The organism is Massilia paldalensis (assembly GCF_044901715.1).
Lineage (GTDB): Bacteria > Pseudomonadota > Gammaproteobacteria > Burkholderiales > Burkholderiaceae_D > Telluria > Telluria paldalensis.
The window spans coordinates 722,565-744,312 of the sequence record NZ_JBJCIU010000001.1 but is presented as its reverse complement, the minus strand read 5'-3'; the positions used below and the strand labels follow the sequence as shown (position 1 = coordinate 744,312).

Here is a 21,748-nt window from a genome sequence, read left to right as displayed (position 1 = left end):
AGCGTGAAATCAATGCCGTCATGCAATTTTTAGCTTAGGCCATGGCAAAGTGCGTGGGCGCCACAGTGGGCGCGGCAGCCGGGGCCAGTGCCGGAGCGGGCACTGGAGCAGATACCGGCGCTGGACGGGGCACCGCCATCGGCGCCTTGCGCGCGCCGATGTCGATGTCCGGATGGCGGGTATGCTTGAAGAATGCCAGCATCGGGTGGCGCGCCGCGGCCCAGCGAGCCTCGCCGGTGGCGATCTCGAACGCCATCACGCGGTGCGGGATATTGCCGACGTGGCGCAGCGGCACCATGGCGCCGTCCTCGAACACGTCGACGAACAGCAGTTGCGCATACTGGCGGTCGATCGGCGAACGGCCCGTGACGACCGCGTAATCGATGCCGTTCTGTTCACAGTAGTCGAAGCAGGCCTTGATCAGGGCAATCTTGACGACACGGCCGATGCGGCCCTCGTCGATGCCCAGCCGCGTCACCTCGGCCAGGCGCTTGCCCTGCAGCCAGGACGGCAGCTCGACCGATTCCTCCACGTGCAGCGCGCGATGCAGGTTGGTCTGGATGCGCACCGACCCCAGCGGCGTCCCGTCCAGGCGCGACTCCGCCAGCAGCACCACCACGTCGTCCTCGTAGTCGCACGCCTCCGGCAGCGCCAGCGTCTGGGCGAACTCGGGCAGGTGGCGCGCATAGGCGGCGTGGCGGATGCGCACGGCCTTGCGCAGGCTGTCTTCCGTCTCGACCCGGCGGATGGTGAACGGCAGGCGTTCGGTGGCCATGGCGGGACGCGCGGAAGCTCCCTCGGCAACGGCTTGCGGAACGGAGAAGACGACGGAGCGGGACGATTCCATGACAGGTTGATTCCTCGAATGTAGTGTTGAACGACTGTATTGATGATTATCAATCGTCCAATAAAAACCAAATCATCGAGAAAGCATGCTTTTACGTGTCATTTCTGCTCATCCATATGTGTGGCGAGGAGGTCAGCCGCTATTGCCATACGTAATTTTCAACGCTCGGCCGGATGTCTCACGCAGTCGTGGCGTCCGGCAAGCGCCTAGCCGTGCCGGACACGCGGATCGAGCTCCCCGGCTGCGCGCCGATCGCCGCATGCAGGCGCGAGCGCATGCCCATGTCTTCGCCCTGCACGACGTCGATGGCGCCGCCGTGCGGCCAGCCCAGGTCGCGCAGGTAGCCGGCCAGCGCCGCCGTCGCCGCCCCCGTCGCCGCGTCCTCGTAGACGCCGCCGATCGCGAAGGGATTGCGCGTATGGAAAAGCGTGTTGTTTTCCGCATACAGCAGCACGATGGTGCCCAGGCGCTGACGCTTCATGAGTTCGCGCCCCGCTTCCAGGTCGTAGCGCATGGCGGACAGGAGCGCACGGCTGCGCAAGGCCAGCACCAGGTGGTCGAGGCCACCATGCGCGCGTGCGGGCGGGATGCGCGGGTCGAGGTCGGCTTCGGCATAGCCGAACAGGGCCAGCGCCTCGGCGACCAGCGCCCCATCGGCCGGCGCACTACGCGTCGGCGGCGACTGCAGGGCGGCCGCCGTGAGCGTTTCTTCGCGCCGGCCTTCCACTGTGATATCGGCATCGTTCAGCGCCAGCGCATACCTGCCGTCGCCAAACCGCTGTGCCAGCGCCGCACCCAGCGCAATCGTCGCATGTCCGCAAAACGCGACTTCGGACTCGGGAGCGAAATAGCGCACGCGCCAGCCTTCGCCCTGCGGTGCGGCGAACGCGGTCTCGGAAAACCCCACGGCATGTGCCAGGCGCTGCATCTCGGCGGCCGGCGGCAGCGCCGTGCCGATCCAGACGCCGGCCGGATTGCCGCCCGTATCGCCGTCCGAGAATGCGGCAATGCGCTGGACGGCGGAGGTGTCGACGGGACTGCCGGCGGCCCCGCTTGCGCCTGGCGCAACGGCTGGCTGGAAATCTGGTTGCCCGGTGGTGGCGCTTGCCATGGTCGTCTCCTGTAGCGGTAAGGGACGACCATGATAGTGCCGCCGCGCCGCGCGTGCACGTCCCTGCGCCGCCGGCACGGCCGGTCAGGCGCGTACGCCGCCCGCGAACATGCGCTCCATCTCGGCGCGCATCTCCTCTACCGGCACGTCGCGCACGTGGGTGGCGACCGACCAGTGGTGGCCGAAGGGATCGACGAGCACGCCGTAGCGGTCGCCCCAGAACATGTCGGCCGGCGCCATGCGCGCCTGCGCTCCCGCCGCGATCGCCTGCTCGAAGGTGGCGTCGACGTCGGGCACGGCCAGGTGGATGGTGACGGGGCTGCCGCGCAGCGTGGCCGGCGAATGCGATTCCCACTGCGGGAATTCGTCGGCCAGCATCAGCATCGAATCGCCGATGCGCAGCATGGCGTGGCCCAGCTTCCCGTCGGGCATGGGCAGGCGCATGATTTCCTCGGCGCCGAACGCCTGCCGGTAGAAATCGATGGCCGCCGCCGCGTTGGCGCATACCAGGTGCGGGGTCAGGCTGTGCATGCCTGGGGGTACCGCCTGAACATTGTCTTCGCTCATTTGCGTGTCTCCGCTGTCGGTGGTGTCGTGTCCTTGTGGTCACTGCCAGCGGTAGACAGGATGCGCGGGCGAAGATTCCGCCGGCGCGCATCCGGTTTGATGCGATCGATGTACCTGATGGTCGTGCGCGAGGTATTCAAAAGCCCGGCGCGCGCTCGTCCGCCACGCCGGACACGCGCTCCAGCGCCATGCCCACGCGCGCGATCGTGCCTTCGTCGAACAGGCGGCCGATCAGCGTCACGCCGTGCGGCACGCGGCGCGGCGGCGCGAACGTGGGCAGCGGGCGCTGCGGATCCGGCGCCCAGTCGCTGCGCGCCGCGCCCACCGACACGAAGCCCGTACGCACGGTCAGCGACGGGTGGCCCGTATTGTTCGAGATCGTCAGCATCTCCTCGCGCAGCGAAGGCACCAGCAGCAGATCGACCTCGCGCAGGATGCGCGCCATCTCCAGCGCGTACCTGCGGCGCAGGCGGTCGGCCTGCACGAAGTCGACGGCCGACAGGAAGCGCGCCTGGCGGAACAGGTTGGGCCAGGCGTCCGGCACCTGCATGGCGAGCTGGTCGACGCGGCCGTCCAGCACGATCTCCTCGAAGGCGGCGGCCGCCTCGGCGAACAGCACCGTATTGAGCGACTGGTGCGGCCAGTCCGGCAGCGTCACGGGCACGGCCTTGCAGCCCAGCTTCCCGAGGTTGTCCAGCGCGGCGCGGTCGACGTCGGTGGCGGGATCTTCCTTCATCCAGCCGGGGAAGTAGCCGACCTTCAGTCCCGCGATGCCCGCGCCGGCATCGAAGTCGAGCCTGGCCGGGCGGCTGGCGACGTCGCCGGCGTCGGGACCGGCGATCGCGCGCAGCACCAGCATCGCATCCTCGACGCTGCGCGTCATCGGCCCCAGCTTGTCGAGCGACCAGCACAGCGTCATGGCGCCGCTGCGGCCCACGCGGCCATAGGTCGGACGCAGGCCGGCGACGCCGCAGCGCATGGACGGGCTGACGATGCTGCCGCCCGTTTCGCTGCCGATCGAGAACGCCACCAGGCCGGCCGCCGTCGCCGCGCCCGGGCCGGCGCTGGAACCGGACGCGCCTTCCTCGGGCAGCCACGGGTTCATCGTCTGGCCGCCGAACCAGATGTCGTTCAGCGCCAGCTCGCCCAGGCTCAGCTTGGCGACGAGCACGGCGCCGGCCGCGTCCAGCCGGCGCACGACGTGGGCGTCGGTCTGCGGCACGCGCTCGCGGAACGGCGCCGCACCCCAGGTGGTAGGAATGCCCGCCGTGTCGAGCAAGTCCTTCACGCCGTAGGGAATACCGTGCAGGGGACCGCGGTACTTGCCGGCGGCGATTTCGCGGTCGGCCTGGCGCGCGCGTTCCAGCGCGTGCGCTTCCGTCACCGTGATCACGCTGCGCAGGGCGCCGTCCAGGCGGCGGATGCGCGCGAGGTAGATGCGCGTCAGGCGCTCCGAGCTCAGGACGCGAGTTTCGATCCAGTGCGCCAGCCGGGTCACGGGGGCGTGGGCGATGTCGGCGTCGTCGGCGGGCAGCGGCACGGCGGCCGCGCGGCTGCGCACGAAGCGCTCGCGCGCGGGGCCGGCGGCGCCCACCGCGGCGGCCGGGTCCCATACCGTGGCCGGCGCGATGCCGGGCGCCAGGTCGACGCGGCGCGGACCGCTGCGCCGCTCCATCGTCGAGGCCAGCGACACGCGCCAGCTGCGCGCGGCCATGCGCCGCTGGGCCGAGCTCATCGACACCTGCACCAGCTTCTCGGCTTCGGCGAAGGTGGCGGGCGACACGTCCGGACCGAAGCCGGGAGTGGCGCCGAACGTGGGCGGGGCGCCCGGCGTGGCGGGTGCGGCGGGCGCGGTCGTTGCGGTGGTCGTGTCCTGCCCGGCTGCGCTGGCGCCGGTGGCACTGCCGGCGGCGAGCAGGCCGGCCTGGATCAGGAACTGGCGGCGTTGGGTCATGGCGTCTCTGCGGTGGGGGGATGCCGGATCGTACCGCAGAGGCAGGGACAAGACAACGATCGTCAACCCTTGCCGGCCCGCTTCCCCTCCTCGCGGTCCAGCTCCGGATAATGGCGGAAGATGCCTTCCTCGTTGAACGGCAGGCGCCGCTCCGATGCCAGGTAGGCGGCGATGCGCGGGCGCGCCGCGACCCGCTCGCGCAGTGCCGACAACAACGGATAGTTCGCCTCGACGTGGGCGAGCGCGTGCGGGAACGCGTAGCGCAGGCCCTCCAGCAGCTGGAACAACGACAGGTCGGCGTAGGTCAGCGTGTCGCCCAGCAGGTAGTCCTTGGGCTGCGGCCGTCCCAGGATGCCTTCGAACCAGTCGAAGAACTTGGGAATGCGGGTTTCCAGGAAGTCGGCGGTGCGGCGCTTGGCCTCGGGGCGCTGGTCCTCGTAGTACAGCGAGGTCGCCACCGGATGGTGGCTGTCGTGGGCCTCGGCCACCATGTCGGCGATGGTCAGCTGGATCTGGTTGACCCACAGCCTGCCCTGCTCGTCCTGCGGCGCCAGGCCGTGACGCTGGCCCAGCCAGAACAGGATGTTGGAAGTCTGGCCGATCGTCATGCCGTCCGCCTTCAGGAACGGCGGCGCATACGAGGGATGGTCGGCGCCGTCCATCGCCGCGATCATGCGCGCCATGCCGCCCGGCTTGCGCGCCACGTCGACATAGTCCACGCCAGCTTCCTCCAGCGCCAGGCGCACGAATTCGCCGCGCCCCTGGATGGTGGGCCAATAAAAAAGTTCGATCATCGCGATGCCCTCCTCAAGTTGTTCGGTCTGACTCAATTATTCATGAGGATTTCGATGTTCGGCGCGGCAATCGTGCTAGTCTTGCGTCTGGCAACTCGCCTGACAAAAGATCAACAACCAGAGACATGATGACAACAAAAACAACACTAGGGAAACGCTACCGCCGCCGACGATCCTGCCGATCCTGAGCGCGGACTCCGCATCCACGCCGATTTACCGTTGAGCGCGCGCACGCCGCCTTGCCGGCCCGTACGCCAACATGAACCCGAACACAGCAACAAGGGCATCCCGACGTCCCGCCGCGACCGTCAATATGGCGCGCAGCAGGTCGCCGGGTGCCCGCAAACCGATCATGCAATCCGGAGCGCACCCATGATTTTCGCTCACCTCACCCGCCACTGGCGCGCCCGCCGCGGCCAGTACAGCTTGTCGTCCTGGCTCCTGTGCATCGCGCGCAGCCTGCGCGTCCTGGCCTGGTACCGCGACCACCGCGCACTGTGCGAGCTCGGCGTCTACCGCAAGCACGTCATGGCGCCCGCCAACGACGACCCGTTCCACCACCTCAGCCACCGCGACTACCTCATGAAAGGCCTGTCGGCGCGCGCGCGCGTGCAGGCCGTGCTGAGCCACTACCGCTTCGAGGAAACCACCTTCGACGAGGCCTACCAGCAGGCCGTCTACGGCGAGCGCCGCCTGCCGCTGTGGCAGCACGAGGCCGACGGCAGCACGTTCGCGATCCAGCTCGAGATGGCGTCGCGCAGCAATGCCGAGGGCGACCTCACCGTCGCCCTGCTGGCCGACGGCAAATGCCTGCACCGCCTGTCCTTCAGCTGGCTCGACGGCGCCATGGTCGGCGTCGACCTGCCCGTCGTGCCCTTCATCGCGCGCAACCAGGGCCGCTGGACCGATTCCGGCGCCGCCTTCGAAGCCTTCGAGCGCGTGTTCCCGAACAATTCTCCCAGCTTCTTCTGCTTTGCCGCCATGCAGGGCATCGCCCAGGCCGTCGGCGTCGACCGCCTCGTCGCCATCCGCAGCGAGGCCCACATCGCCTACGATCCCGATCCGGAAAAGCACTTCGCCAACGCCTACGACGGTTTCTGGCAGATCCTCGGCGGCACCGGGATGGAAGGCGGACCCGGCTACCTGATCGCACTGCCCTTCTACGTCAAGCCGCTGTCCGAGATGCCGTCCAAGCACCGCAAGCGCGCCGCCCAGCGCCGCGAGCACTGGCGCGTGATCGGCGAGTCCGCGCGCGCCGTGCTGCAGGGCCACCTGCTGCATGCGCGTCCCCATGTGGAATTGCCGGCGACGCAGCTCGAACCGGCCTAGGGCGGCCGGCGCGTCATCCACGCATTGCTAATCGCACCACAACGGCGCGGGTCGTGTTAGACTCGCGCCTTCGCTAGGGGTCCTGGAAGCGCGCTTCCGGGTGAGAGATACCCTTCGTACCTGATCTGGATAATGCCAGCGAAGGAAAGCGCAACGCAGTTCCCGCCTTGTTTGCCCTTCCCCCCGTTGGCTCCGGCTTTTCATAAAAAAGCAGCGTGCCGACGCCGGCGCGCGAAGCGAGCACACATGAACCTGAGACTGAAGTATCCCCTCCTTGCCTGCGCCCTCGTGCAGGCCTTCCCGACGTTCGCACAGGCCCAGGACACCGCCGGCGCCACGGCCGGCACCGGCCAGGTCGCCGAAGTGGTCGTCACCGGCAACCGCTTCATCGCCACCGACCGCGCCAGCGTGGGCGGCTTCGGCGAAGCCTCGCTGTTCGACACGCCGTCCTCGATCACGGCGATCGGCCGCACGCAGATGCAGGACCTGTCGATCCGCTCGACCACCGACGCCGTGCGCTTCGACGCTTCCGTCAGCGACGCCTACAACGCCGTCGGCTATGCCGAGCAGTTCTCGATCCGCGGGTTCGCGCTCGACAACAACTACAGCTACCGCAAGGACGGCTTCGCCATTCCGGGCGATACCCAGATCCCGCTGGAGAACAAGGAGCGCATCGAGATCCTGAAGGGCTTGACGGGGCTGAGCTCGGGCATCGCCACGCCGGGCGGCATCATCAATTACGTGACCAAGCGTCCGACCAATGCGCCGCTGCGCTCCGCCACCGCCGAGATGAGCGAACGCGGCACGCTGTACGGCAGCCTGGACCTGGGCGGCCGCTTCGACGACCGCCGCTTCGGCTACCGCATCAACGCCGCCGCCGCCGACCTGCACTCGTATGTGCGCGGCGCCAACGGCGACCGCCAGTTCGTCTCCGGCGCCTTCGACTGGCAGATCACGCCGGATGCGCTGCTGCAGCTGGACATGGACTACCAGCGCAAGGCCCAGATCACGGCGCCCGGCTACCAGCTGATCCGCAACGAGGTGCTGCCCACCGGCGTCTCGGCCAGGACGCTGCTGAACGACCAGCCCTGGACCCGCCCCGTCACGACGAAGGACAGCAACCTCGGCCTGCGCTTCGAGTACAAGCTGGCGCCCACCTGGACGGCGACCGTGGCCGCCAACAAGCACTGGTTCAAGCGCGACGACTACACCGCCTTCCCCTACGGCTGCAGCAACGAGGGCGACGGCTATTATCCGGGCTTCTGCGCGAACGGCGACTACGACGTCTATGACTACCAGAGCACGGGCGAACGCAAGAGTCCATGGGGCGTCCAGGCCCAGGTCCAGGGCCGCTTCGCCGCCGGCGGCGTGCAGCACGCGCTGACGCTCGGCACCTCCTACGCCGAGCGCCACGACAGCTTCGGCGACTATGTCTACGACTACGTCGGCTACAGCAATATCTGGCATCCGCTGGTCACGCCCAGCGTGGCGCCGGACCGCGTGACGGGCCCCGTGTTCGAGCGCCGCAGCGATACCGAGAGCGCGCTGTTCGCCGAGGACATCGTCAAGCTGACGCCGCAGCTCACGCTGCACGGCGGCCTGCGCTACGTGAAGATCGAACGCGACGAATACGTGGGCGACAGCGGCACCTGGATCTCGAGCGACCATTCCTTCGTGCTGCCGCGCGTGGCCGTCGTGTACAGCCCGCGGCAGGACTGGAACGTGTACGCCTCGTTCAACGACGGCCTGCAGAACGGCGGCATCGCGCCGATGGAAACCGTCAACCAGAACCAGATGCTGGCCCCGCAGCGCTCGCGCCAGTTCGAGGTGGGCGCCAAGGCCGCCATGGGGAACGCGCTGACGCTGTCGGCGGCGCTGTTCCAGATCCGCCAGGGCCTGGAATACACGGATGCCGGCAACGCCTACGTGCGCAACGGCCGCCAGACGCACCGCGGCATCGAACTGTCCGCCGACGGCAAGGCGACGGCCAACCTGGACTGGAGCCTGTCGCTGCTGGCCCTGAACACGCGCCAGTCCGGCACCGGCACGGACAGCATCGACGGCAAGCGCGTCACCGACGTCCCCGCGTTCAAGTCGACCGCCCTGGTCGCCTACGCCGTGCCGCAAGTGCCGGGCCTGAAGCTGGACGGCACCTGGCAATATTCGGGGAAAAAGGCGTTCGACGTCGAGAACCGCGTGTTCGTGCCGGACTACCACGTGTTCGGCCTGGGCGCGTCCTACGCGCTGAAGATGGGAACCAACAGCGTGACCCTGCGCGCCCGCGCGGAAAACCTGTTCGACAAGTTCTACTGGCGCGACGTCACCCCGGCGCTGGGCGGCTACCTGCTGGCCGGCGCGCCGCGCACCTTCCGCCTGTCGGCGACGGTGGACTTCTAAAGAAGGTCCGCGACCTGGCGCACGCGCTGCGCCAGGTCGCCCCGCAGCAGCGTGTACGGGATGGCCCGTGCGTCCAGCACCGCCAGCAGCTGGGCGTGCACGCGCCGGCGCACTTCCTCCGATTCGCGCTGCAGCCCGTCGGGCACCCACGGCAGGTCGATGTCTGCCACCAGCGTCAGCGCATAGTCGTGCGCGGCTTCCAGCGCCAGCAGCGAGTCCGGCACACGGCCCCAGTAGATGCGGCTGTACACGGCCGTCATCAGCGGCGCCGTGTCGCAGAACAGGAAGCGGCGCGCCCGCGGCAGCAGCGCGGCTTCCCGTTCCAGCTGGGTGCGGGCGATGCCGAGCTGGTCGTCCTCGTGCGGCACGCGCGCATGCACGTCGACGAATTCGCGAAGGTATTCCGGCACCCACACGGTGCCGTAGCGCGCGGCCAGCGCGTCGGCCAGCGTCGACTTGCCCGTCGATTCGGCGCCCAGGATCGCGATGCGCCTGGCCGTCCCCGTCGAAGTGCCCACCGAAGCGCTCATCAGCGTGCCCCCGCGCGCGCCGCCGACCGCCAGGCCAGCAGGCCGGCGACGGCCATCGCGACGAACAGCGCATACAGTACGGCCGTCAGGTTCAGCCCCTTGTGCACGTACAGGCCCACGTAGACGACGTCGGCCACGATCCACACGAGCCAGTTCTCGACCTTCTTGCGCGCCGTGAGCAGCGTGCCGAGCAGGCTGCCGGCCGTGAGGAAGCCGTCCAGGTGCGGCACGTCGGTGTCCGTGAAGTGCTGCAGGAACGAGGACAGCGCCAGGTAGCCGAGCGCCCATCCTGCCAGCGACCAGGCCCAGCCCCTGGCATCCAGGCGCGTCACGACCAGCGGCCCGCCGCCGGCGCCGCGCAGCCACTGGCTCCAGCCCCAGGCCGACGTCGCGATGAACACGCCCTGCAGGCCGGCGTCGCCGTACAGGCGCGCGTCGAAGAACACGATGCCGTAGGTCGCCGACGAGACGATCGCGAACAGCCAGGCCCAGTGGTTGCGGCGGATGTTCAGCAGCACCGTCGCGATCGACAGCGCGAAGGAAATCAGTTCCAGCGGGGTCGTGGCGTAGCCGGCGATGTGGATGGTCTCGTTCATCTCGTTCGATTGGGAAGTCAGCCGGCGATTATGGAAGGCGGCGCCGGATTGCGCAAGCCGCAAGCGGCCAGCCATGAAAAAAGCCGCGCCGGAATCCCTCCCGGCACGGCTGTCAGGCTGTCGGCGACGCGATCAGCGCTTCGGATACTTGATCGTCATTTCCTTGAGCAGGTTGTCGGCATGGTCGACTTCCTTCATCACCCACAGCATGTAGCGGATGTCGACGTGGATCGCGCGCGTGATCACCGGGTCGAAGTACCAGTCCTTGGTGATCGATTCGTAGGTCGAGTCGAAGTTCAGGCCCACCAGTTCGCCGCGCTTGTTCATCACGGCCGAACCCGAGTTGCCGCCGGTCGTGTCGGCGCTCGACAGGAAGTTCACGGGCACGGTGCCCAGCACCGGGTCCTTGAATTCGCCCCAGCGCTTCTCGCGGATCGCCTGCAGCAGGTTGGTCGGCGCGTTGAACGGCTCCTTGTTGGTCGCCTTCTCGACGATGCCCTGCACGGTCGTGAACGGGCCCTTGGTCAGGCCGTCGCGCGGGCTGTACGGCGCCACGGTGCCGTAGGTGACGCGCAGCGTCGAGTTGGCGTCCGGGTAGACCGGCTTGCCCTGCGACTTCTTCCAGGCGATGACGGCGTTCATGTATTGCGGGATCACGCGCTCCAGGTTGCCGTCGACTTCCTTGCGGCGGTCTTCCAGCGCCATGCCCGTGTCCTGCAGGCGCACGGCCAGCTGGATGAACGGGTCGTTCGACTTGCGGAAGGCGTCGGCATCCTTGCCGATCCAGGCCAGGCGCTTGGCGGTGTCACCCAGCTCGGTCGCTTTGTACAACGCGGCAATCGCATCCTGCTTCGGCAGCAGCGCGTCCAGCCCCTGCGGGTGGGCGGCGGCCGGGATCTTCGCGTAGCGGTTCAGCGCGGCCTGCCAGCGCGCCTGGTCGACGCTGGGCACGAACGACTGCTCCAGGCGGGTCAGGCGGGCCTTGATGAACGACAGGTCGCGTTCCTGGTAGCCCGCCTCGCGCTGGGCGTCCGGCTTCTGGCGTTCCAGGGCCAGGCGGTACAAGGTGCGCGCGCTCTTGAGCAGGTCGCTGTGCGTGGCTTCCGCCCACGCGGCTTCCTGCTGCGCGCCATCCATGTCGGCCTTGATGGCGGCATCGAGGTCGGCCAGCAGCGTCTTCGAACCGCCGACGTCGGCCCGGTTCATATTCTGTTTATACCAATTGCGGAACTCGGCGTCCTGCACGTCCTTGATGGCGGCGATGTCCTTGCGCGCGAAGCCGTCCAGCAGGCCCTGGGTCTTCTTCAGCACGTTGTTCAGGCTCTTGGCGACGCTGGCGTAGCGCACGTCGTAGCTCGGGTTCCCCATCGTGGCCGACGCGATCACGGACAGGTCGGCCGTGATGGTCGCGACCTTGGCCGGATAATCGACCTCGCGCGCGAAGCGGATCTCGGACGGCAGCTTGTAGCGGCTGGTGCGGCCCGGGTAGCCGGCCAGCAGGATCGGGTCGCCGTTCTTCAGGCCTTCGGCCGACACCACCAGGAAGTCCTTCGACTTGTAGGGCACGTTGTCCGGCGACGGATCGGCCGGGCGGCCGTCCTTGCCCACGTAGGCGCGCAGGAAGGAGAAGTCGCCGGCCTGGCGCGGGAACTCGTAATTGTCGATGTCGCCGCCGAAGTTGCCGACCGCGTCCGCCGGCGCGTACACGAGGCGCACGTCGCGGATCATCAGCTGCTTGATGCGGTAGTACTCGCCGCCGCGGTGGAAGGCGGGGACGGAGCAGCGATAGGCTTTGTCGCTTTCGCATTCGGCGATCAGCGCCTTGATGCGGCTCTCGACCTGCTCGTGGCGTTCCTTGCCCGACAAGTTCGGTGCCAGGCCTTTCAGCACGCGGTCCGTCACGTTCTCGACCTTCTCGGTCACGTAGACCAGCGAGTTCGGGCCGCCCGGCAGTTCCTCGGCGCGGGTCTTTGCCAGGAAGCCGTTGACGATGTAGTTACGCTCCGGGGTCGCGTTGCGCTGGATGGCGCCATAGGCGCAGTGGTGGTTGGTGACCACCAGGCCGTCCGGCGAGACGAAGGACGCCGAGCAGCCGCCCAGCGAGACGATCGCGCTCATCGGATGCTTGGACAGGTCGGCCAGCTTCTCGGCCGGAATGGTGATGCCGACGCGCTTGAGTTCGGACTTCAGCTGCGGCAGCTGGTGCGGCTGCCACTGGCCCTCGTCGGCGTGGGCGGAAGCGAATGCCCCCAGCACCGCCATGGGCAGGACGATCGATTTGAACAAGTTGTACCCCGAGTTAAAAAAACCAAGCGGGCAGTATAGCTGCGGGACTTATATCTGGAAATAAGTTTTGTCGCATTTCGCCGCAGGTCCGGCCCGGGGGCGCGGCCGACAAGGCCGGCCGCAACGCGCTACAATGCCCGATTCCCGCCGGTTTTCCCGTAGTCCGCCCATGTCCAACGCCATCCAACGTACTTCCGCCCTGCTGCGCCGCCTGTCGATCGACACCTTCACGCTGATGCTGCTGTCCACCGTGGCCCTGGCCAGCCTGCTGCCCTGCTCGGGCCGCACGGCCGTCGTGCTGGGACAGGTGACGACGGTCGCCATCGGCCTGCTGTTCTTCCTGCACGGCGCCAAGCTCTCGCGCGAAGCGATGCTCGAAGGCCTGACCAACTGGCGCCTGCACCTGCTGGTGCTGGCATCGACCTTCGTGCTGTTCCCGCTGATCGGGCTGGCCTTGAAGCCGCTGGCCGGCCACGTGCTGACGCCCGAGCTGTACGTCGGCGTGCTGTTCCTGTGCACGCTGCCGTCGACCGTGCAGTCGTCGATCGCCTTCACCTCGATGGCGCGCGGGAACGTGGCGGCCGCCGTGTGCAGCGCCTCGGCCTCGAATTTCATCGGCATCTTCGTCACGCCGCTGCTGGTGAGCACCCTGATCGTGCGCGGCGCGTCGACCGGGTCGTCGTGGGATGCCGTCATCAGCATCGTCGAGCAGCTGCTGCTGCCCTTCCTCGCGGGCCAGCTGCTGCGCCCGTGGATCGGCAAGTGGGTGGACCGCCACAAGCCGATGCTGAAGATCGTCGACCAGGGCTCGATCCTGCTGGTGGTCTATACGGCGTTCAGCGAGTCCGTCAACGAAGGCCTGTGGCACAAGCTGTCGCCCTCCTCCCTGATCGCATTGGGCATCGTATGCGCCGTGATGCTGGCGGTGGCGCTGGGCGTCGCCGCCTGGACCAGCCGCAAGCTGGGCTTCGACAAGGAAGACGAGATCACCATCGTGTTCTGCGGCTCGAAGAAAAGCCTGGCCAGCGGCGTGCCGATGGCGAAAGTCCTGTTCGCCCCGAGCGCGCTGGGCATGGTGATCCTGCCCGTGATGCTGTTCCACCAGATCCAGCTGATGACCTGCGCCGTGCTGGCCCAGCGCTGGGCGCGCCGCGCCAAATAAATTCGGGGTCAGAGCACATTTTCCGGATAATTCGGGGTCAGAGCACTTTACGCTCGGCGGCCGAAATCGGCGGCGCGCATCGCCTGCATGCTCATCCTCCCTCTCGGGCGTCTGTTCGCTTCGCCCAAAAGAACTTTCTCAAAAAAGTGCTCTGACCCCGAATTTCGCGGGAAATGTGCTCTGACCCCAAATTTCAGCGGGTCGCCACCTCGTCCTGCCCCACGTGCCAGCCGCCGCCCAGGGCCTGGATCAGCGTGATCGCCGTCGTCTGGCGGTCGGCCTGGACCTGGATCAGGCTGCGGCGCGCGCTCAGGGCCGTGACCTGGGCCTGCACCACATCCGAATACGCGACCTGGCCCGCCTTGTAGCGGTTCAGAACCTGTTCCTCGACCTTGCTGGCGGCCTCGGAAGCGATGCGGCGCTGTTCCTGCTGCTGCACCAGCACGCGCGTGGCCGTCAGCTGGTCCTCGACGTTGGCGAAGGCCGTCAGCACCGTCTGGCGGTAGCGCGCCACGGCCGCCTGGTGCGATGCGCGCGCCGCTTCCACGCTGGCGCGGGTGGCGCCGGCGTTGAACAGCGTCTGCGCGGCCGACAGGCCGAACGACCACGCGGCCGCGGAGGCGTCGAACACGTCGCCGATGCGGCTGGCCGCCGTGCCGTAGGTGGCGGACAGGCCGATGTCCGGGAAGTAGGCCGCGCGCGCGATGCCGATCTGGGCGTTGGCGATGGCGACCTCGCGCTCGGCCGCGGCGATGTCCGGACGGCGCTGCAGCAGCAGCGACGGCACGCCGACGGGCACGTCCGGCACCGTCACGTTCCACTCGGCCGGCGCCAGCGCGAAGTCGGACGGCGCCTTGCCCAGCAGGACGGCGATCGCATGCTCGAGCTGGGCGCGCTGGCTCACCAGGGCCAGGTCGTCGCTGCGCGTGCTGGCCAGCTGGGTCTCGGCCTGGTACACGTCCGAGTGCGGCACGATGCCCACGTTGAAGCGGTTGCGGGTGATCGTCAGCACGCGCTCGTAGCCGGCGATGGTGTCGGCCAGGATCGCGCGCTGGGCGTCGATCGAGCGCAGGGAGAAGTAGTCGAGCACCAGTTCGCCCTGCGCGGACAGGCGCGCCGACGCCAGGTCGGCGGCGCTGGCCTGGGCGCTGGCGGCGGCGGATTCCACGCCGGCGCGCAGGCGGCCCCACACGTCCGGTTCCCAGCTGGCGCCGAGCGACAGGCGGAAGTTGTTGCTGGCATTGCCGCCGCGGTCGCCGCCGATGATGTTGCCGTTGGAGTCGACCGTGGCCGACCCGCCGCCGCCGCGCGTGCCCGAGCGCGTGCCGGAACCGTTCAGGGTCACGACGGGGAACAGCGAGGCGCGCTGCTGCGCGACGAGGGCGCGCGCCTGCGCATAGTTGGCGACGGCCGCCGCCACGTTCTGGTTCGATACCTCGACCTGGGACGCGAGCTCGTTCAGCACGGGATCGTTGAACAGCGTCCACCACGGCCCGCGCTCGAGGGCGTCGGCCGGCGCCGCCGGCACCCAGCCCTGCAATTCCTTGAACGCGGCCGGCTCCGGCGCCGTTGGGCGCTCGTAGGCCGGACCCACGGCGCAGCCGGCAAGGCTCAGCAGCATGGCCGCGGACAGGGTCGATAAGCGGAAGGATGGAGCGATTCGCATGGTTCGTTTCATGGGGTGGTAGTAAGCGGAGACTGCTCGCCGCCCGGGTGGCGCACCAGGTGGTGCTCGTCCGGGCTGCGGCGGCGCAGCTTGTCGAGATAGACGTAGACGACGGGCGTCGTGAGCAGGGTCAGCAGCTGGCTGGCGACCAGGCCGCCGATGATGGCGATGCCCAGCGGCTGGCGCAGCTCGGAGCCCTCGCCGAAGCCGATCGCGAGCGGCAGCGCGCCCAGGGCGGCGGCCAGCGTCGTCATCAGGATCGGGCGGAAGCGCAGCAGGCAGGCCTCGCGCACCGCCTCGACGGCGGACAGCCCGCGCGCGCGCTCGGCCTCGAGCGCGAAGTCGATGATCAGGATCGCGTTCTTCTTGACGATGCCGATCAGGAGGAACACGCCGATCAGCGCGATGATCGAGAACTCCATCTTGAACATCAACAGGGCCAGCACGGCGCCCACGCCCGCCGACGGCAGGGTCGACAGCACCGTCAGCGGGTGCACCAGGCTTTCGTACAGCACGCCCAGCACGATGTAGATGACGACGATGGCGGTCAGGATCAGCAGCGGCTGCTGCTGGTTCGATTCCTGCGCCTGCTTGGCCTGGCCCTGGAAGCTGCCGCGCACGTTGACGGGCATGCCGATCTCCGCCTCGGCCTGGCGTACGGCCGCTTCGGCCTGCGACAGCGAATAGCCCTGGGCCAGGTTGAACGAGACCGTCGTGGCCAGCTCGCCGTCCTGGTGGTTGACGGAGCTGGGCGTCGAGCGCTCGGCGAAATGGGCGATCGCGGACAGCGGCACCATCGTGGCGGCGCTGGTCGACAGCGCGCTGCCGCTGGACGGATCGCGCGCCGCCGTCAGGTTCGACGTGGCGGACGTGGCGCCGGTGCCGGCGGTAGCGCCCGCGCCCGTAGCGGCCGTCGTGGTCGAGCCGGCCGTCGCCGTGGCGCTGCTGCCCGTGCCCGTGTTCGTCGCCGAGGTGGTCGCCGAGGTCGTGGCCGTTCCCGCCGCGCCGGCGGTCGTGGTGCTGCCCGTGGCGCCCCTGGTCGGCACGTAGACGTCGTCCAGCGCCTCGGGCGACTGCGCGTACTTCTGCGCCACGCCCATGATCACGTGGTACTGGTTCAACTCGTCGTAGATGTTGGCGACCTGGCGCTGGCCGAAGGCGTTGTACAGCGCGTTGTCGACGTCGCGGGCGCTGATGCCCAGGCGCGCCGCGCTGTGCGTGTCGATCTGGACATAGGTCTCGACACCGTTCTCGGCCTGGTCGGTGTCGACGTCGGTCAGCGCCTTCTGCGTCTTCATCGCGTCGGCCAGGCGCGAGGCCCATAGTTTCAGGTCGCTGCGGTTGTCGCTCTTGAGCGTGTACTGGTAGGTGGAATTGCTCTGGCGTCCGCCCATGCGCAAGTCCTGCACGGGGTTCAGGAACAGCTGCACGCCCGTCACCTTGGCCAGCTTGGGCCGCAGGCGCGCGATCACGGCCTGGCCGCTCTCTCCCTTGGCGCGCTGGTCGGCCGGCTTCAGGTTGACGAACATGAAGCCGCCGCCCGCGCGCGAGCCGCCCGTGAAGCCGACCACGGTGTCGACGGCCGGATCGCTCTTGATGATGTTGACGAGCTGGCGCAGCTTTTCCTGCATGGCCTGGAACGAGATGCTCTGGTCGGCGCGGATGCCGCCATTGATCTGGCCCGTGTCCTGCTGCGGGAAGAAGCCCTTCGGCGCGGCCGCGAACAGGAACACGTTCAGGCCGACGACGAAGGCGAGGATCAGCATCACGAGCCACTTCATGTCGAGCGCCCAGTCGAGCGCATGCTCGTAGGCCTTCAGGATGCCGCCGAAGCCGCGCTCGGAGATACGTGCGAACAGGCTCGGCTTGCGTTCGATCTTCTGGCCCGGCTTCAGGAGCAGCGCGCACAGCATCGGCGTGGTGGTCAGCGAGATCACCAGCGAGATCATGACGGCCACCGACAGCGTCACCGCGAACTCGCGGAACAGCCGCCCGACCTGGCCGCCCATGAACAGCAGCGGGATGAACACGGCCACCAGCGACAGGCTGATCGACAGCACGGTGAAGCCCACTTCCTGGGCGCCCAGCAGCGCGGCCTTGACCTTGTCCATGCCCTCTTCCACGTGGCGGCTGGTGTTTTCCAGCACCACGATGGCGTCGTCGACGACGAAGCCGGTGGCCACCGTCAGCGCCATCAGCGACAGGTTGTTCAGCGAGAAGCCCAGCAAGTACATGGCGCCGAAGGTGCCCAGCAGCGAGACGATGGTGGCCACGGCGGGCACGATGGTCGCGCGCACGCTGCGCAGGAACACGCTCACCACCAGCACCACCAGCAGGATCGAGACGACCAGCGTGAACTCGATCTCGTGCAGCGAGGCGCGGATCGAATTGGTGCTGTCCGACGCCACCGCCAGGCTCACGTCCTGCGGCAGCTGGGCCTGCAGCGTGGGCAGCAGCGCGCGCACGCCGTCGACGGTCTCGATGACGTTGGCGCCCGGCTGGCGCGTCACCAGGACGATCACCGCCGGCTGGCCGTTGAACAGGCCCAGCGTATTGATGTTCTCGACGCCGTCGGTGACCTCGGCGATGTCCTGCAGGCGGATCGCGGAGTCGCCGCGCCAGGCGACGATCAGGCTCTTGTAGTCGGCCGCCGTGCGGCCGTTGGTCGGCGTGTTCGCCTGCGAATAGATCTGCAGGCGCATGCCGCTGCCTTCCAGCGCGCCTTTCGGGCGGTTCGGGTTGCTGGCCTGGATGGCCGCGCGCACGTCCTCGCTCGACAGGCCGTACTGGTTCATCTGGTACGGGATCAGGTCGACGCGCACGGCGGGCAGCGAGCCGCCGCCGATCTCGACGTCGCCCACGCCCTTCACCTGCGCCAGCTTCTGCTGCACCAGGTTCGACACCTCGTCGTAGATCTGGCCGGGGCTGCGCGACTTCGACGTCAGCGCCAGGATGATCACGGGCGCGTCGGACGGATTGGCCTTGCGGTAGGTCGGATTGCTCTTGAGCGTGGCCGGCAGGTCGGCGCGCGAGGCATTGATGGCGGCCTGCACTTCGCGCGCGGCCGAGTCGATCTGGCGGTTCAGGTCGAACTGCAGGCTGATGCGGGTGGAACCGTTGCCGCTGCTGGACGTGATCTCGTTGACGCCGGCGATGGTCGCCAGGCGCCGTTCCAGCGGCGTGGCGACGGAGCTGGCCATCGTGTCCGGGCTGCCGCCCGGCAGGCTGGCGGACACGGAAATCGCCGGGAAGTCGACCTGGGGCAAGGGCGAGACGGGCAGCACGAAGAACGCGCCGATGCCGGCCAGCGCCAGGCCGATGGTCAAGAGGACCGTCGCGATCGGGCGATTGACGAACGGCTTGGACAGGTTCATGCGCCGACCCCGTGGCTGGCGCCGCCCGGCGGCGTCGCGCCCGGACCTGCCGGCTTGGCCGGCTCCTGGCCGCCCCAGCGGCGTGCCAGGCGGTCGAAGGCGAGGTAGATCACGGGCGTCGTGTACAGCGTGAGCATCTGGCTGACGATCAGGCCGCCGAAGATGGCGAGGCCCAGCGGACGGCGCAGCTCGGCGCCGGAACCCCAGCCGAACATCAGCGGGATCGCGGCGAACAGCGCGGCCAGCGTCGTCATGATGATGGGGCGGAAGCGCAGCATCGCGGCCTGGTGGATGGCGGTGCGCGGATCCTTGCCCTCGTCGCGCTCGGCCTCGATGGCGAAGTCGATCATCATGATCGCGTTCTTCTTGACGATGCCGATCAGGAGGATGATGCCGATGATGCCGATGACCCCGAGGCCCTGCCCCGTCACCAGCAGGGCCAGCAGCGCGCCGACGCCGGCCGACGGCAGCGTCGACAGGATGGTCAGCGGGTGGACGTAGCTTTCATACAGCACGCCGAGCACGATGTACACGCACACGACGGCCGCCAGGATCAGCCACAGCTGGTTCGACAGCGAGGCCTGGTAGGCGCCCGAGGCGCCCAGGAAGGTCAGCGTGACGGACGACGGCAGGCCGATCTCCTTGGCGGCCGCGTGGATCGCCTCCACGGCGGTGCCCAGCTTGACGCCGGATGCCGTGTCGAAGCCGACGGTCGTTGCTGGGTACTGGGCCACGTGGGTGATCTGCAGCGGCGCCGCCTGCTCCGTGATCTTCGCGATGGCCGACAGCGGCGTGGGCGAACCGGAACCGGTGCGCAGCTGCAGGTTTTCCAGCGACTCGAGCGACATCTGCTCGTCCTGGCGCGCCTCCAGGATCACGCGGTACTGGTTGGTCTCCGTGAAGATCGTGGAGACGATGCGCTTGCCGTAGGCGCTGTACAGCGCGTCGTCGATGTTCGACGCCGTGACCGACATGCGCGAGGCGCTGTCGCGGTCGATGTTGACGAAGGCGGCGGCGCCGGTGGCACCGGCGTCGGTGACGACGTTGCGCAATTCCTTGCGCTTGGCCATCGCCTGCGACAGCTTCGTCGCCCACTGGGTGACGGTGGCCGTGTCGGCGCCCTCGATCGACAGGCGGTACTGGGTCGGGCCGTTCTCGGCGTCGATGGTCAGGTCCTGGGTCGGCTGCAGGTACAGCGTGGCGCCGGCCACGTTGTGGGCCACACGGGCGCGCAGGCGGTCCATCAGTTCCTCCTGGTCGCCGTGGTCTTCCTTCAGGTTGATCAGCATCGTGCCCGTGTGGAGCATCGTGTTGTTGGCGGCGTCCACGCCCACCGTCGAGGCGAGCGATTGCACGTCCGGATCGGCCAGGATCTCGCGCGCCGCGGCTTGCTGCAGCTCGGCCATCGCCGTGTACGAGATGGCCTGGCGCGCTTCCACGCGCGCCTGCAGCTGGCCCGTGTCCTGGGTCGGGAACAGGCCTTTCGGGATGAAGGTCCACAGCAGCGCCGTCAGCACCAGCGTGCCCAGCGCCACGATCAGCGTCATGCCTTGGCGCTTGAGCACCCAGGTCAGCGAGCGGTCGTAGTGGTGGATGACGCGGTCGAAGAAGGCCTGGAACTTGCGCGCGAACTTGCTTTCGTGCGACTTGTCCTCGGCCTTCAGCCAGCGCGCCGACATCATCGGCACCAGCGTCAGCGAGACGACGGCCGAGATCAGGATCGTGATCGCCAGCGTCACGGCGAATTCGCGGAACAGGCGGCCCACCACGTCGCCCATGAACAGCAGCGGGATCAGCACGGCGATCAGCGACACCGTCAGCGAGATGATGGTGAAGCCGATCTGGGTGGCGCCCTTCAGCGCCGCATCCATGGGCTTCTCGCCTTCCTCGATGTAGCGCGCGATGTTCTCGATCATCACGATCGCATCGTCGACGACGAAGCCGGTGGCGATCGTCAGCGCCATCAGCGACAGGTTGTTCAGGCTGTAGCCGAGCAGGTACATCACGCCGAAGGTGCCGACCAGGGAGATCGGCACGGCCAGGCTGGCGATGACGGTGGCGCGCACGCTGTGCAGGAAGGCGAAGATCACCAGCACGACCAGCACGACGGCCAGCACCAGCTCGATCTGCACGTGTTCGACGGAGGCGCGGATGCCGGTGGTGCGGTCCGACAGCACGTCCAGGCGGATGTTCTGCGGCAGGCCGGCCTGCAGCTCGGGCAGGCGCGCCTTGATGGCGTCGACGGTGGCGATCACGTTGGCGCCCGGCTGGCGCTGGACGTTGAGGATGATCGCCGGCTTGGTATTGGCCCAGGCGCCCAGCTTGACGTTTTCCGCGCTGTCGACGACCTGCGCCACCTCGTCCAGGCGCACGGGCGCGCCGTTGCGGTAGGCGACGATCAGGTTTTTATAGTCCGGCACCGTGACCAGCTGGTCGTTGGCATTGATCGTGTACGAGCGCGCGGGGCCGTCGAAGCTGCCCTTGGCGCTGTTGGCGTTGGCGTTCGTGATCGCCGTGCGCAGCGTGTCCAGGCCCAGGCCATAGGACGCCAGCGCATCGGTATTGGCCTGGATGCGCACGGCCGGGCGCTGGCCGCCCTGCAGCGTGACGAGGCCCACGCCCGTCACCTGGCTGATCTTCAGCGCCAGGCGCGTGTTGACGAGGTTCTGCACCTCGGTCAGCGGCATCGAGTCCGAGGTGATCGCGAGCGTCAGCACGGGCGCGTCGGCCGGGTTCACCTTCGCATAGACGGGCGGCGCCGGCAGGTCGGTCGGCAGCAGCGAGCCGCCGGCATTGATGGCGGCCTGCACTTCCTGTTCGGCCACGTCGAGCGACTCGCCCAGCGTGAACTGCAGCGTGACGACGGACACGCCGGCGGCGCTGGTGGAACTCATGCGCGACAGGCCGGACATCTGGCCGAACTGGCGCTCCAGCGGCGCCGTCACCGTGCGCGCCATCACTTCGGGGCTGGCGCCCGGGTACAGCGTCTGCACCTGGATGGTGGGGAAGTCGACCTGGGGCAGCGCCGACAGCGGCAGAAATTTATAGCCGACCAGGCCGGCCAGCACGATCGCCAGCATCAGCAGCGAGGTGGCGACCGGGCGGCGGATGAACGGGGCGGATGGGCTCATGCAA

14 protein-coding genes and 1 riboswitch are annotated in these 21,748 nt (G+C 68.4%); of the genes, 3 read left to right on the top strand and 11 right to left on the bottom strand.

The genetic code is table 11. The annotated features are described in order from the left end of the window. Positions 1 to 34: 34 nt before the first annotated feature. From ACI1V7_RS03350 to ACI1V7_RS03330, 5 genes are all read right to left on the bottom strand, one after another. Positions 35 to 847 carry an N-acyl amino acid synthase FeeM domain-containing protein gene (locus ACI1V7_RS03350; RefSeq protein ID WP_404530348.1) on the bottom strand — a complete coding sequence of 271 codons (813 nt, stop codon included), beginning with the start codon at positions 845 to 847 and terminating at the stop codon, positions 35 to 37. Positions 848 to 1,025: 178 nt separating this feature from the next. Further along, positions 1,026 to 1,958 (bottom strand): PhzF family phenazine biosynthesis protein, encoded by a 933-nt coding sequence (locus ACI1V7_RS03345; protein ID WP_404530347.1) that lies wholly within the window; start codon positions 1,956 to 1,958, stop codon positions 1,026 to 1,028. Between the two features lie 84 nt (positions 1,959 to 2,042). Further along, complete coding sequence (locus ACI1V7_RS03340) at positions 2,043 to 2,525, bottom strand: VOC family protein (RefSeq protein WP_404530346.1); 483 nt, start codon at positions 2,523 to 2,525, stop codon at positions 2,043 to 2,045. A gap of 136 nt (positions 2,526 to 2,661) precedes the next feature. Next, complete coding sequence (locus ACI1V7_RS03335; RefSeq protein ID WP_404530345.1) at positions 2,662 to 4,479, bottom strand: amidase; 1,818 nt, start codon at positions 4,477 to 4,479, stop codon at positions 2,662 to 2,664. 62 nt (positions 4,480 to 4,541) lie between these two features. Beyond that, a complete protein-coding gene (locus ACI1V7_RS03330; protein ID WP_404530344.1) occupies positions 4,542 to 5,273 on the bottom strand; it encodes a glutathione S-transferase in 732 nt (243 codons plus the stop codon). 372 nt (positions 5,274 to 5,645) lie between these two features. Between ACI1V7_RS03330 and ACI1V7_RS03325 the strand changes: the two genes are divergently transcribed. Together ACI1V7_RS03325 and ACI1V7_RS03320 are read left to right on the top strand one after the other, a co-directional pair. Then, positions 5,646 to 6,602: a DUF535 family protein gene (locus ACI1V7_RS03325; protein WP_404530343.1), complete on the top strand. Its 957-nt coding sequence runs from the start codon at positions 5,646 to 5,648 to the stop codon at positions 6,600 to 6,602. Between the two features lie 65 nt (positions 6,603 to 6,667). Further along, a riboswitch (TPP riboswitch) is annotated at positions 6,668 to 6,766 on the top strand. Between the two features lie 82 nt (positions 6,767 to 6,848). Beyond that, positions 6,849 to 8,999, top strand: coding sequence for a TonB-dependent siderophore receptor (locus ACI1V7_RS03320; protein ID WP_404530342.1), 2,151 nt, complete (start codon positions 6,849 to 6,851; stop codon positions 8,997 to 8,999). Here ACI1V7_RS03320 and ACI1V7_RS03315 read toward each other — a convergent pair. The 3 genes from ACI1V7_RS03315 to ACI1V7_RS03305 form a co-directional block, all read right to left on the bottom strand. Further along, the gene (locus ACI1V7_RS03315) at positions 8,996 to 9,529 is read right to left on the bottom strand and encodes an AAA family ATPase (protein ID WP_404530341.1); all 534 of its coding nucleotides are present in this window, start codon (positions 9,527 to 9,529) and stop codon (positions 8,996 to 8,998) included. The two genes, ACI1V7_RS03320 and ACI1V7_RS03315, sit on opposite strands and share 4 nt — an antisense overlap. Continuing rightward, the gene (gene pnuC, locus ACI1V7_RS03310) at positions 9,529 to 10,125 is read right to left on the bottom strand and encodes a nicotinamide riboside transporter PnuC (protein ID WP_404530340.1); all 597 of its coding nucleotides are present in this window, start codon (positions 10,123 to 10,125) and stop codon (positions 9,529 to 9,531) included. The genes ACI1V7_RS03315 and pnuC overlap by 1 nt, the downstream gene beginning before the upstream one ends. A gap of 132 nt (positions 10,126 to 10,257) precedes the next feature. Next, entirely contained in the window at positions 10,258 to 12,411 is a 2,154-nt protein-coding gene (locus ACI1V7_RS03305; RefSeq protein ID WP_404530339.1) for a S46 family peptidase, read from the bottom strand. 169 nt (positions 12,412 to 12,580) lie between these two features. On the opposite strand from ACI1V7_RS03305, the gene ACI1V7_RS03300 reads away from it, so the two are divergent. Next, a complete protein-coding gene (locus ACI1V7_RS03300) occupies positions 12,581 to 13,573 on the top strand; it encodes a bile acid:sodium symporter family protein (protein WP_404530338.1) in 993 nt (330 codons plus the stop codon). Between the two features lie 193 nt (positions 13,574 to 13,766). Here the strand turns inward: ACI1V7_RS03300 and ACI1V7_RS03295 are convergent, their stop codons facing one another. Genes ACI1V7_RS03295 through ACI1V7_RS03285 form a run of 3 tightly spaced genes read right to left on the bottom strand, consistent with a single transcriptional unit; the run spans position 13,767 to position 21,744 of the window. Then, on the bottom strand, positions 13,767 to 15,239 hold the full coding sequence (locus tag ACI1V7_RS03295; protein WP_404530337.1) for an efflux transporter outer membrane subunit: 1,473 nt from the start codon (positions 15,237 to 15,239) through the stop codon (positions 13,767 to 13,769). An 8-nt stretch (positions 15,240 to 15,247) separates the two neighbouring features. Next, positions 15,248 to 18,613, bottom strand: a complete 3,366-nt coding sequence (locus ACI1V7_RS03290; RefSeq protein ID WP_404530336.1) for an efflux RND transporter permease subunit — start codon at positions 18,611 to 18,613, stop codon at positions 15,248 to 15,250. Further along, positions 18,610 to 21,744: an efflux RND transporter permease subunit gene (locus tag ACI1V7_RS03285; RefSeq protein WP_404530335.1), complete on the bottom strand. Its 3,135-nt coding sequence runs from the start codon at positions 21,742 to 21,744 to the stop codon at positions 18,610 to 18,612. Before ACI1V7_RS03285 ends, ACI1V7_RS03290 begins: the two co-directional genes overlap by 4 nt. Positions 21,745 to 21,748: the final 4 nt, after the last annotated feature.

Excerpts from the sequence above, each read along its gene's own strand:
- ACI1V7_RS03330 (WP_404530344.1), bottom strand. The coding sequence starts at position 5,273 with ATGATCGAACTTTTTTATTGGCCCACCATCCAGGGGCGCGGCGAATTC.
- ACI1V7_RS03340 (WP_404530346.1), bottom strand. The coding sequence starts at position 2,525 with ATGAGCGAAGACAATGTTCAGGCGGTACCCCCAGGCATGCACAGCCTG.
- pnuC (WP_404530340.1), bottom strand. The coding sequence starts at position 10,125 with ATGAACGAGACCATCCACATCGCCGGCTACGCCACGACCCCGCTGGAA.
- ACI1V7_RS03315 (WP_404530341.1), bottom strand. The coding sequence starts at position 9,529 with ATGAGCGCTTCGGTGGGCACTTCGACGGGGACGGCCAGGCGCATCGCG.
- ACI1V7_RS03335 (WP_404530345.1), bottom strand. The coding sequence starts at position 4,479 with ATGACCCAACGCCGCCAGTTCCTGATCCAGGCCGGCCTGCTCGCCGCC.
- ACI1V7_RS03295 (WP_404530337.1), bottom strand. The coding sequence starts at position 15,239 with ATGCGAATCGCTCCATCCTTCCGCTTATCGACCCTGTCCGCGGCCATG.
- ACI1V7_RS03350 (WP_404530348.1), bottom strand. The coding sequence starts at position 847 with ATGGAATCGTCCCGCTCCGTCGTCTTCTCCGTTCCGCAAGCCGTTGCC.
- ACI1V7_RS03345 (WP_404530347.1), bottom strand. The coding sequence starts at position 1,958 with ATGGCAAGCGCCACCACCGGGCAACCAGATTTCCAGCCAGCCGTTGCG.
- ACI1V7_RS03300 (WP_404530338.1), top strand. The coding sequence starts at position 12,581 with ATGTCCAACGCCATCCAACGTACTTCCGCCCTGCTGCGCCGCCTGTCG.
- ACI1V7_RS03320 (WP_404530342.1), top strand. The coding sequence starts at position 6,849 with ATGAACCTGAGACTGAAGTATCCCCTCCTTGCCTGCGCCCTCGTGCAG.
- ACI1V7_RS03285 (WP_404530335.1), bottom strand. The coding sequence starts at position 21,744 with ATGAGCCCATCCGCCCCGTTCATCCGCCGCCCGGTCGCCACCTCGCTG.
- ACI1V7_RS03290 (WP_404530336.1), bottom strand. The coding sequence starts at position 18,613 with ATGAACCTGTCCAAGCCGTTCGTCAATCGCCCGATCGCGACGGTCCTC.
- ACI1V7_RS03325 (WP_404530343.1), top strand. The coding sequence starts at position 5,646 with ATGATTTTCGCTCACCTCACCCGCCACTGGCGCGCCCGCCGCGGCCAG.